Origin of the sequence: Chthonomonas sp., from assembly GCF_035294505.1 — a bacterium.
GTDB lineage: Bacteria > Armatimonadota > Chthonomonadetes > Chthonomonadales > Chthonomonadaceae > Chthonomonas.
On the sequence record NZ_DATGKU010000204.1, the window covers coordinates 1 to 10,659 of the forward strand.

Annotated in this window: 9 protein-coding genes; 6 read left to right on the top strand and 3 right to left on the bottom strand. The window is 54.6% G+C overall.

Annotation, left to right across the window (positions count from 1 at the left end; genetic code table 11):
• The 3 genes from gltX to rimO all read right to left on the bottom strand — a co-directional run.
• A partial coding sequence (gltX, locus tag VKV18_RS12695; protein WP_324204568.1) for a glutamate--tRNA ligase occupies positions 1–897 on the bottom strand: 897 nt, incomplete at its 3' end.
• A gap of 9 nt (positions 898–906) precedes the next feature.
• Positions 907–2,805 carry a hypothetical protein gene (locus VKV18_RS12700; protein ID WP_324204569.1) on the bottom strand — a complete coding sequence of 633 codons (1,899 nt, stop codon included), beginning with the start codon at positions 2,803–2,805 and terminating at the stop codon, positions 907–909.
• Between the two features lie 23 nt (positions 2,806–2,828).
• Complete coding sequence (gene rimO / locus VKV18_RS12705; RefSeq protein ID WP_324204570.1) at positions 2,829–4,268, bottom strand: 30S ribosomal protein S12 methylthiotransferase RimO; 1,440 nt, start codon at positions 4,266–4,268, stop codon at positions 2,829–2,831.
• Positions 4,269–4,435: 167 nt separating this feature from the next.
• On the opposite strand from rimO, the gene VKV18_RS12710 reads away from it, so the two are divergent.
• The 6 genes from VKV18_RS12710 to VKV18_RS12735 all read left to right on the top strand — a co-directional run.
• Complete coding sequence (locus VKV18_RS12710; protein WP_324204571.1) at positions 4,436–5,086, top strand: riboflavin synthase; 651 nt, start codon at positions 4,436–4,438, stop codon at positions 5,084–5,086.
• A 7-nt stretch (positions 5,087–5,093) separates the two neighbouring features.
• Positions 5,094–5,939: a GNAT family N-acetyltransferase gene (locus tag VKV18_RS12715; protein WP_324204572.1), complete on the top strand. Its 846-nt coding sequence runs from the start codon at positions 5,094–5,096 to the stop codon at positions 5,937–5,939.
• Positions 5,940–5,997: 58 nt separating this feature from the next.
• Positions 5,998–6,882 carry a sugar phosphate isomerase/epimerase family protein gene (locus tag VKV18_RS12720; protein WP_324204573.1) on the top strand — a complete coding sequence of 295 codons (885 nt, stop codon included), beginning with the start codon at positions 5,998–6,000 and terminating at the stop codon, positions 6,880–6,882.
• A gap of 53 nt (positions 6,883–6,935) precedes the next feature.
• Positions 6,936–7,841 carry an aldo/keto reductase gene (locus VKV18_RS12725; RefSeq protein ID WP_324204574.1) on the top strand — a complete coding sequence of 302 codons (906 nt, stop codon included), beginning with the start codon at positions 6,936–6,938 and terminating at the stop codon, positions 7,839–7,841.
• A gap of 6 nt (positions 7,842–7,847) precedes the next feature.
• Positions 7,848–8,783 (top strand): ribonuclease Z, encoded by a 936-nt coding sequence (gene rnz, locus VKV18_RS12730; RefSeq protein WP_324204575.1) that lies wholly within the window; start codon positions 7,848–7,850, stop codon positions 8,781–8,783.
• 94 nt (positions 8,784–8,877) lie between these two features.
• Positions 8,878–10,659: ATP-dependent Clp protease ATP-binding subunit (locus tag VKV18_RS12735; protein WP_345786417.1), on the top strand; the 1,782-nt coding region annotated here is incomplete at its 3' end.

Below are 10,659 nucleotides of genomic sequence, written 5' to 3' on the forward strand. Positions count from 1 at the left end.
CATGATCTCGCGATTCTCCTCTCCGGCAGACCATCCGAGAAGCACGAGAAAATTGAAGAGGGCTTCGGGCAGGTAGCCTTCGCGCACAAACTCCATGAACTGTGTGGCGCCGTGGCGCTTACTCAATTTTTTTCGGTCGGGGCCAAGGATGAGAGGGGGATGCACCAGTTTTGGGGGTTCCCAACCGAAGGCCTGTATCACCGCCATGAATTTTGCGGCGCTAGAGAGCCAGTCATCTCCACGGATAACATGGGTGATTCCCATGAGGTGATCATCCACGACGCAGGCGAGAAAGTATGTGGGATAACCGTCCGACTTCAGAAGAATCTGGTCGTCTTGCGAGCGGTTGTCGTAGACAATCTCCCCTCGAACGAGGTCGTGCACAACCGTTTGGCCTTCGAGCGGCATGGCCAGACGAATCACGGGGGTTGGTTCAACGCCCTCTTCACTGAGGCGCTTTAGGCGCATCTGCTCGCGGCGTTGGGGGTCGCGGCAATGCCGGTCGTAACCGGTGGGGATACCGCGTGCCTGTTGCTCTTTACGCATCGCTTCCAGGCGTTCCTTGCTGCAGTAGCAGTAGTAGGCCTTGCCTTCGGCCACGAGCTTTTCTGCATATTCTTTATAGATTTCGAGCCGTTGGCTTTGAATGTAGGGGCCTTTAGGGCCGCCGGTGACCCACCATTCGTCGGGAACGATGCCAAGATATCGCAGGCTCTCTTCGATATCCCACACGCCTTCTGGGACATAACGTTCAGGGGTGCGATCGGTATCTTCAAGGCGAGCAATAAACTGCCCCCCCTCTTTTTGGGCGAGCAACCAGTTATATATCGCGGTGCGCAAGTTGCCCACATGGGGTGAGCCGGTGGGGCTGGGCGCATAGCGAACGCGAACCGACATGGTTTCTCCTTAGTGGATGATATACTTCCGTTTGGAACGGTCGAATCCTTGAGAAAGTTTGCGGGCATCGAAGACCCACACGCCGCCCCGTTGGAAGAAGCAATGGTAGCCGGAGAGAATGGAGGCGACCATTCTGCGTTTCATACGTCGTACCACATTTGCCTCGGTGAGCAGCGTAAGGTACTCAATGCCTTTTCGGTAGTGCTCCATGATATGCCGCAAAATCTCAAAATTGGGAAGTTGCTCGGTCTCTGCGCGCTGCTGAAGCTCAAGTAACTCGTTAATGCGATTGCGGCTAATGAACATAATCGGTTCACTTTCATCGTTGTAGTTGACGACGTAGCGATCTGGAGCTTGGCGTTCGAGGGTAAAGGTGGCTCCTGAATCGATAGGGATTGTCGAGAACCAGTCGAAGAGGCCGTAGAGAAGGCGTGTTTCGTTATTGACCCAGACTTGCGCTGTATGTCCTCCCGGCAAAACGAACTCGGTTTCCAGAATAGTAGGCTTTGGTGGGAAGAAGCCGGGTGGGAACTGACAGAGCGGCATGGTTCCGATCTGTTTGTGATGGTATTTGATCACCGCGCGGGCGGTTGTCGGCGGGTTAGGGTCCGGTTCGGGAAGAGGCTCTTCTTCATCGAGCACATCTTGAGCGAGCGGGTTGAGTATTTCCTGACGAAGATTGCCGTCGAATCCCTCATCTTCAAGCAGTACGTCTATCGGGTTGCCGTCGGCGTCGAAGTAGGTCTCTTGCGGATAGTGAAGGATGGAGGGGACGGTGTAGACGTAGGGTGGTAGAGAGCCTTGAGGACGGAACCGCAGGCTACCCACCCACAGCACTCGTGAGTCCTCTTTAAGCGCTTCGGTAATGGTCTGAAGGTCTTGTTGATAGGTTGGGTAGGATGGTGATATTTCGAAGTGCTCTTCCAGCAGTTTGTGGGCAAAAGTTGTGCCATCGGTCTGCAGCACCTTTTGCACGAGGGTTTCTCTGTCTTCCTCGGTGAGTTCGAGGGGCAGAATCTCCTGTTCCTTCTGCAGTTCTATCTCATCTCCTACCTCTTGTTCGGCCAGTAGGGGGAAGAGCGCGCGCAGACGGGCCTCTGTTTTCGCCCCTATCCATAGGTTACCCTGCAGCGGGAAGGCTCCACTGCGATAGATGGCCGTATAAAATTTGCGTGCATCGAAGCCTTCAGGATCGAGATGGTAGGCGAGGAACTGCAGCACTTTACCGTGCACCGGTTCATCTATCCTATCAAGCAAAATGGGAATTTTCTCCGTAGGGTTGGTGGTTAGTTCTAGCTCTTCGGCGAGGGGTAGGTAGCGGGAGACCTCTTCGGGGGTTAAGAAGTTATCGAAGAGAATCTCCTCTTCGCGCTCCTGCTGGGTTTTGCTGTAGATAGCCTCGAGGCTGGCCTCGGTTTCGAGGAGCCACCCTGTGGGAGCGATGGCCGTGTTTTCAACGTGAAAGTAGCGTTTTCCATCTATGACGTAGCGGCGAATAATGTCGTCGTAGACCTCTTTGGGGCGACGGTAGATCGCGCTCATCTCGCGTGCAAGGACTTCGATACGGAGCGGACGACCGCATTCCAGAAGAATACGCTGCAGATTCCTGTCGAAGGAGTGCGAGGTATCCATATACCGCAGCCAAAGCGTCCATCGCCGTTCGCGAGGTGCCACGCGCTGGTTGTTCTGGGTTGGGTCGAGGGTAAACCGAGTGCGGTGTGTTATCAAAATAACGCGCGCTAGTTTCGCATCAAACTCAGGCAAGGCGATGCTACGGGCGATATCTATGGTACGTAGCGACGTTCCGGCCTGCAGCAGTGCGTTACAGATAAGGTCTGCTGCGTAGAGCGAGGCCAGCGTAAGTTCTTTGTTTTGTTCTTCCGGTTTTTGTGGTGCGGCAGTGGCCACGTTTGTATTCCCCCCTTGCTAGCTCAGCTAGCTGTAGAATGTTTCGCTAGTAGTGATGAATGCGGTAACGTTGTTGTAGGCGATTCAATAGGCTCGCCGATCAGATCGTAGGTACGGGCCTCCGTTATGCGGGCTGTAACAAAGGTACCAGGGTTGGCAAAGCAGCGTTTCACATAGACTTTACCGTCAACCTCCGGGCCATCGCGGTAAGAACGCCCTACTGCAGTCGTAGGGTCGAGCGGCGATCGCCCTTCGATAAGCACCTCTAGAGGCCGTCCTATCCACTGACGATTGCGTTCATAAGAGATGGCTTGTTGACGTGCCATGAGCCGTTCCCGTCGTTGCATTTTGACCTTTTCAGAGACCTTTGGCCGCATGGTTGCAGCCGGTGTGCCTTCTTCGACCGAGTAGGTAAAAACCCCAACTCGGTCGAACTGAGCTTCTTCGAGAAAACGTTCAAGCGTTGCAAAGTGAGCTTCGGTTTCACCCGGAAAACCCACAATGAAGGTCGTACGGATGGCGGCATCTGGCATGGCGTTTCGGAACTTTTGAAGGAGTTCGATGTAGCCTTGATAGCTCATGGGACGACGCATTTTGCGCAGGATGGCGTCGTCGGCATGTTGGAGAGGCATATCTATGTAGTGGCATATTTTCGGGGTCGTTGCTAGCGTTTCGATAAGTTCGTCATTAACTCGTGACGGGTAGCAATAGAAGAGCCGGATCCAACGAAGTTCGTCGATCTCTGAAAGGGCTTTGAGCAGTTCAGGCAAGCGAGGGCGCTTATACAGGTCGTAACCGTATTGGGTTGAGTCTTGAGCGATCAGATTCAGTTCTCGTACCCCTTGCGCAGCGAGCTGGCGGGCCTCTTCGATGATCCGTTCAAAGGGCTTACTTACATGGCGACCTCGGAAGGAGGGTATGGCGCAGAAGGTACAGGTGTGGTCGCAGCCTTCTGAGATTTTGAGATAGGCAGACCAGGGTGTGCCCCATCGCACCCGGGTCGGCACGTTTACCCAACGGTGATGGGGTTTGGCGGCGGTTTCCACGAGTTGACTGGGGCGAATAAGAACCTCTTGGGTGATCGTAGGAACCCGCTCGATCTGGCCGGTGCCTAGAAAAGCGTCCACTTCAGGAATGGCTTTGGACAGTTCTTGAGGGTATCTTTGCGCAAGACAGCCGACCACAACGACTTTCTTGACGTTCCCTTGTTGTTTTTGAGCAACGGCTTCAAGAATGGTATTAATCGACTCTTCACGCGCCGATTCGATAAAGGCGCAGGTGTTGATGATAACTACATCGGCAGCGATGGAGGCCAACTCCTGTGGGGAGCGGATAAAGCGAACGGAATGGCCTTCTTCTTTCAGAAGGCCTAGCATCTCCTCACTATCTACCTGGTTCTTGGCGCAGCCGAGATTGATGAGACCTACGGTGCGTTTATCGTTTTTGATTTGGGTTTGAGACATGGCCACTGCCGCAATGTTGATTCGAGCTATAAAGTATACCCCAAATGCGAAGCGGCATGGCTCCTCCCTGCTGCCCCACGGAGCAGCAACATCGAATCTTTTTAAGGGTAGGTTAAAACGAATTGAGATTCGGTATTATGTTAGGAAGGAGAAAATAGGGACGTTCTATGTTTACGGGCATCGTCGAAGAGATCGGAACGGTTGTTGCTGTGAAGAGTGGAGCACGGTCGGCTCTTATCGAGATAGAGGCCTCCAGAACCGTCCAAGGCACGGACGTGGGAGATAGCCTGGCGGTAAACGGTTGCTGTCTGACCGTCGTTGGTAGGGAGGAGATAGATGGCAAGGCCCCTTCCGGTGCGATACTTCGTTTCGATGTTGTTCCTGAGACAATGATGCGAACGAATTTAGGCGACTTACACAGCGGCTCCCCGGTGAATTTAGAGCGTCCGCTGGCAGCAGAGGGGCGTTTCGGCGGCCACATTGTACAGGGTCACGTGGATGGGGTGGGGCACGTTAGGGAGATAAAGAGGTCTGAGAATGCACGGATTATGGAGATAGCTTTCCCTCCTACTTTGCGACGTTATATTGTTGAAAAAGGCTCCATTTGTGTAGATGGTGTCAGTTTAACGGTAGCTTCCGTGGATGCTGAATCGTTCACTGTTTGGCTTATTCCGCACACTTGTGAAGTGACCACGTTGGGCAAGCGCCTGCCTGGGGATAGAGTGAATTTAGAGTGCGATCTCATTGGAAAATATGTGGAGAGCCTTTTAATGGAAGTCTTGCCCGAATATGTGAAGTCTTTGGGGAAGGGGTGTTAAACAACAGATGGTGCGCGAGACCTCTGTACTGCTTGTACGTCCTCTCGTGGCGGCGGACGTGGAGGCCTGCGCGCGCCTTTTTGATAGCGATACAAACCGCTTTCTGACAGCCCGTATCAACCTGGAGGTTTACGGTTATCAAAATGAAGCCCTACCGGCTTGGGGAGCATTTGAGGGAGGAAGGTTGGAAGGAGTGCTGTTTCGCTATGCGAATATGGTGGTTGTTGTGGATAGAGATGGGCGCACGGCGGCAAGTTTCGCTTCCATTGTAGACGGGCAGGAGGGGCTGTTGGGTGCAAGAGGGTCTTTAGAGGCGGTCTATGGGTTACGGGCTTCTTTGCGGCGCTACCGGGTAGTAGGCCTAGAGGTGAGTCCTTTTATGCGTTTGGACGGCCCTCCACAGTGTGAGGAGTCTCTTTTGCGGCTGGCGCGTCGAGCCACGATGGGCGATCTCGATAAGTTAGCCGATCTCTATGCCGGCGCCGGCAACATGTATCGTAGTCGTCCCAACGTTATGGGCAAGCTATCGAGCGGGCGAGTATTTGTGGTGGAGGAGATGTCGGGACATTCCTCATCGGCACGGATTGTTTCTTGTGCCTTGTTAAATGTGGAAAGCGAGCACGTTGGGCTTATCGGAGGAGTTTATACCCGACCGGAGGCGCGTGGTCATGGGTATGCGGCAGCATGTACGGCGGCGCTCGCCCTCGATCTCCAGAAGGATGGTAAGCTGCCGTGTCTGTTTTACGAGAATCCGGTGGCCGGAAGGGTGTATCGGCGATTGGGCTTTAAGGAGGTCTCGATGTGGGGGCTGCTCTATTTGGAGGATTCTCTCGCAGGGACAGGTCGCAAATAGGGCAGAAAAGGTGTAGAATGTATCGGCCTAGTGTCAAAAAATCGAATTTGGAGGTTCTATGTTTGTCTCTATTCGAGATGAGATCGTTTTCGCTGCGGGATATAAGCAGCTCGGAGAAGGGTTGAAGGATTTAGGCTACCAATCCGTGGAGCTTCTGGTGCACCGCGATGACACGGTGTCGGCGCTACAGCCGGTAGAGGGTAGGGAGCGCCTTCGGCTCTCCGGCGAGGAGGGGTTGGCGGAGCTGAAACGCCAAGCGGAGCGCATGGATGTACAGATTTGCGCCCTATGTATGGGCAATAACTTCAACGCTGCGGACTGGGAAGCTGAAATCTCATGGGCGGTACGTACTGTGGAGGCCGCTGCCAAATTAGGGGTGCCGGTGGTACGGATTGACCCTCTTCTGAAAGGGGAGCCTCATCGAAGCTCGGAGGAGACGCAGGCCATTGTTGTCAATGCTTTAAGCGAGATACTACAGCGCACGGCCGGTATCGGGGTGGATTTGGGGATAGAGAACCATGGCGGGATTGGCAACGACCCAGAATTTCTGGGCTATGTGCTGTCTACGGTCAATTCACCGCGTTTAGGGTTGACGCTGGATTCGGGCAACTTCTATTGGCGGGGCTGGCCCCTTTCCAAAGTCTATGCCATTTTTGAGCGTTTCGCCCATGATGTGAAGCATACGCACATCAAGAACATCGCCTATCCGGAAGAGATTCGAGAGAGCGAGCGCGCTATCGGCTATGAGTATGGGCGCTATGTTTCGCCGATATATGAGGGGGATATTGACCTCTCGCGCTATGTGCGCCTGCTGAAACAGGCAGGATACTCTCGCGATCTCTGCATGGAGGACGAGTCGCTTGGGCGTTATACTGAATCGGAAAGAAGGGAGAATTTACGAAAAGGCCGCCAGTACTTAGAGAGGCTTATTCAGAGTGCATGAGGGAGTACCGCTTTGTTCAGAAGAGAATTTTGCCGAGAAAGGAGAGAATTTGCATGGAAAGAAGAGTTTTAGGGAAGACCGGTTTAGAGGTGAGTGTGCTTGGGTTTGGTGGAGCGGAGATAGGCTATCTGGGGGCAGAAGCTTCCACGGTGGAACGCCTACTCAATAGCGCTTTGGATGCTGGCTTGAACGTGATTGATACGGCAGAGTGCTACTCCAACGGCCAGGTTTCAAGCGAGGAACTGATTGGGCAGGCCATCGCACACCGGCGCTCCGAGTGTTATCTGTTCACCAAATGCGGCCACGCCTCTGGGCTAGACTACCCAGACTGGAGCCCGACCTTGCTGGAGAGGTCTATTGAGCGGAGTTTGAGGCGGTTGCGTACGGATTACCTCGACCTCATTCAGCTTCATACCTGCTCGCTTGAGGTTTTACAACGTGGCGAGGTCATCGAGGTGCTACAGCGGGCGCGGGATGCCGGCAAAGCGCGCTTTATCGGCTACAGTGGAGATAATGAGGCGGCACTCTACGCGCTTGAGTGTGGAGCTTTCGATACCTTACAAACCTCTATCAGCATTGCCGACCAGCGTGGCATCGATCTCTTGTTGCCTGTAGCTCGGCGAAATAACATCGGTGTTATCGTGAAGCGGCCGATTGCAAACGCGGTTTGGCTGTACAAAGAGCGGCCTACAAACGGCTATATCGCCCCTTACTGGGAGCGTTTGCAGAAACTTCAGTACCGTTTTCTGGCGGACCCTGAGGAAGCAGCGGCAACGGCACTGCGTTTCGTGATCGGTTTGCCAGGAGTTCATACGGCCATTGTCGGCACAACCAAGCCGGAGCGCTGGCAGCAAAACGCCAAACTGCTGGAAGCCGGGGGGCTGGAGCCGGAGCAGATAGAGGAAATACGCAGGCGCTGGAAGGAGGTGGCCGAAGCCAACTGGGTGACTCTTAGTTAGCGACGTATGCGAATAACATTTCTTGGTACGAGTTCCGGTGCTCCGACCCGCAGTCGCAATGTGAGCAGCGTGGCTTTGCAACTGCCGGAGCAGGGCACGCTCTGGTTGTTCGATTGCGGAGAGGGAACACAGCACCAGATTCTGCGTTCTCCATTGCGATTGAGCCATCTCGAGCGCATCTTTATTACTCATCTGCATGGCGATCATCTCTTTGGGTTGCCGGGGTTGCTGGCAAGTAGGGCGATGCAAAACGGAGGCATCACACCGGTCACACTCTACGGACCGGCGGGGTTGGAAGAGTACGTGCGGCTGTCGTTGGATATCAGCCGTTCGCGACCGAGCTACCCTATTACGGTGCAAACGGTTCGTCCCGGCTTGATCTATGAGGATGAGCGATTTGAAGTTTGGTCAGCCCCTCTGCGGCATCGCATGGAATGTTACGGCTATGCTGTGGTAGAGAAACCGTTGCCGGGGCGTTTTGATGTGGAGCGCGCAAGGGCGCTGGGGATACCGGAGGGCCCGCTCTACGGTCGTCTTAAATCCGGTGAGGTAATTCAATTGGAGGATGGCCGTATTATTGATGGCAAAAGCCTCGTCGGGCCGCCGCGTCCCGGGCGTAAGGTGGTTTATTGTACGGACACCACCTACACGCCAAAAGCCGTAGAGCTGGCTCAGGGGGCCGATCTTTTAATTCATGAAGCAACCTATACGAAAGACGAGATCGAACATGCCAAACGGAGCATGCACTCTACCGCTGAAATGGCGGCACGGACGGCCGCCGAGGCCGGAGTGCGGTGTTTGATATTGACTCACTTTAGTGCACGCTACGAAACCGGTGAGAAGATGAATGCGCTGTTGCAGGAGGCGCAGGTGGTTTTCCCCAACACCATTTTGGCCCATGACTTTATGGTTTATGAGGTTCCCCGCCGCGAGCCACAGTAGGTTTGGGAGAGAATGTCTGCTTGGAACTTTATAATACCACACTAAGGTAGTATTATAACGAGACACTAATTTTGAAGAGGTTGAGGGATACCCTATGCGCATGGATAAATTGACTATTAAGGCTCAAGAGGCGGTACAGGATGCCCAGCAACAGGCAGTAACGCACCAGAACGTGCAGATTGATGTTGAGCATCTGCTCGCCGCCCTACTTCAACAGACGGACGGTGTAACCCAACCCATTCTCCAGAAACTCGGAGTGAACGTGCCGGTGCTGGAACGTCAGCTTGAAGCGGAGATCGAAAAGTTGCCAAAGGTTTCCGGCTCGGCGGAGCATGGGTCAACGATATCCCCGCGCCTTCGCAATGTGTTCAACATCGCCTTTTCAGAGGCCGAGAGGATGCAGGATGAGTATGTCAGCACGGAGCACCTGCTACTCGGCATTGTTGTGGATGGCCAGAGCAATGCGGCGCGGCTTCTTAAGGCTCAGGGAGTAACCCAGGATAACTTACTGCAGGCATTACGCGACGTTCGCGGGAATCAAAGGATCGTTGACCCCAACCCTGAAGAGAAGTACCAGGCTTTGGAAAAGTACGGTCGCGATCTGACCGATGAGGCGAGAAAGCAGAAGCTGGACCCGGTGATCGGGCGTGATGAGGAGATTCGCCGTGTTATTCAGGTGCTCTCACGGCGCACGAAGAACAACCCGGTTTTGATCGGAGAGCCAGGAGTAGGAAAGACGGCCATTGTGGAGGGTTTGGCGCAGCGCATTGTTGAGGGCGATGTGCCTGAGGGATTACGTAATAAGCGCATCATCGCCCTTGATCTCGGCTCTTTGATTGCAGGCACGAAATATCGTGGAGAGTTTGAGGAGCGTCTCAAAGCCGTGCTTAAAGAGATCGCGCGTGCTGAAGGCTCCATCATTCTGTTTATAGATGAGATTCACACCATTGTGGGAGCGGGAGCTGCCGAGGGCGCCATGGATGCCTCCAACATGCTGAAGCCGATGTTGGCGCGGGGGGAACTGCGCTGTATCGGCGCCACCACGTTGGATGAGTATCGGAAACACATCGAAAAAGATGCCGCTCTGGAGCGACGCTTCCAGCCGATCTACGTTGGTGAGCCATCTGTAGAGGATACAATCGCCATTTTGCGAGGTCTGAAGGAACGTTATGAGGTTCACCATGGCGTGCGAATCACCGACAGCGCCCTGGTTGCTGCGGCAGTGCTTTCGCATCGTTACATCTCCGACCGATTTTTGCCGGACAAGGCCATAGATTTGGTGGATGAGGCGGCCTCGCGCCTGCGCATCGAGATCGACTCGATGCCGGCGGAGATTGATGCCGTGGAGCGGAGGATACGCCAACTAGAGATCGAGCGCATGGCCTTGTCGAAGGAGACCGATGAGGCCGGTAAAGAGCGCCTTGCAAAGATCGAGCAGGAATTGAGCGACCTGCGGGAGCAGTCGGCGCAACTGAAGGCCCGCTGGGAGAACGAGAAGCGGGTGATACAAAAGATCAGCAAAACGAAACAGGAGATCGAACAGACCCGGTTGCAGGCGGAAGCCGCAGAGCGCGAGGGTGACCTGGCAAAGGCGGCCGAACTGCGGTACGGGGTCATGCACGCGCTGAATAAGCGTTTAGAGCAGGAGCAGGCCGAGCTGCGGGAGGTACAGCAGGGCGGTCAGGCTCTACTAAAAGAGGAGGTAACGGCGGACGACATCGCCGAGATCGTCAGCAAGTGGACGGGCATCCCCGTAAGCCGTATGTTGGAGGGCGAGATGCAGAAGCTGCTCCACATGGAGGAGCGACTGCGCCAACGCGTGGTTGGGCAAGACGAGGCGATTACGGCGGTGGCCAACGCGGTTCGGCGTTCGCGC

Excerpts from the sequence above, each read along its gene's own strand:
- rimO (WP_324204570.1), bottom strand. The coding sequence starts at position 4,268 with ATGTCTCAAACCCAAATCAAAAACGATAAACGCACCGTAGGTCTCATC.
- VKV18_RS12710 (WP_324204571.1), top strand. The coding sequence starts at position 4,436 with ATGTTTACGGGCATCGTCGAAGAGATCGGAACGGTTGTTGCTGTGAAG.
- VKV18_RS12715 (WP_324204572.1), top strand. The coding sequence starts at position 5,094 with ATGGTGCGCGAGACCTCTGTACTGCTTGTACGTCCTCTCGTGGCGGCG.
- VKV18_RS12720 (WP_324204573.1), top strand. The coding sequence starts at position 5,998 with ATGTTTGTCTCTATTCGAGATGAGATCGTTTTCGCTGCGGGATATAAG.
- VKV18_RS12725 (WP_324204574.1), top strand. The coding sequence starts at position 6,936 with ATGGAAAGAAGAGTTTTAGGGAAGACCGGTTTAGAGGTGAGTGTGCTT.
- rnz (WP_324204575.1), top strand. The coding sequence starts at position 7,848 with ATGCGAATAACATTTCTTGGTACGAGTTCCGGTGCTCCGACCCGCAGT.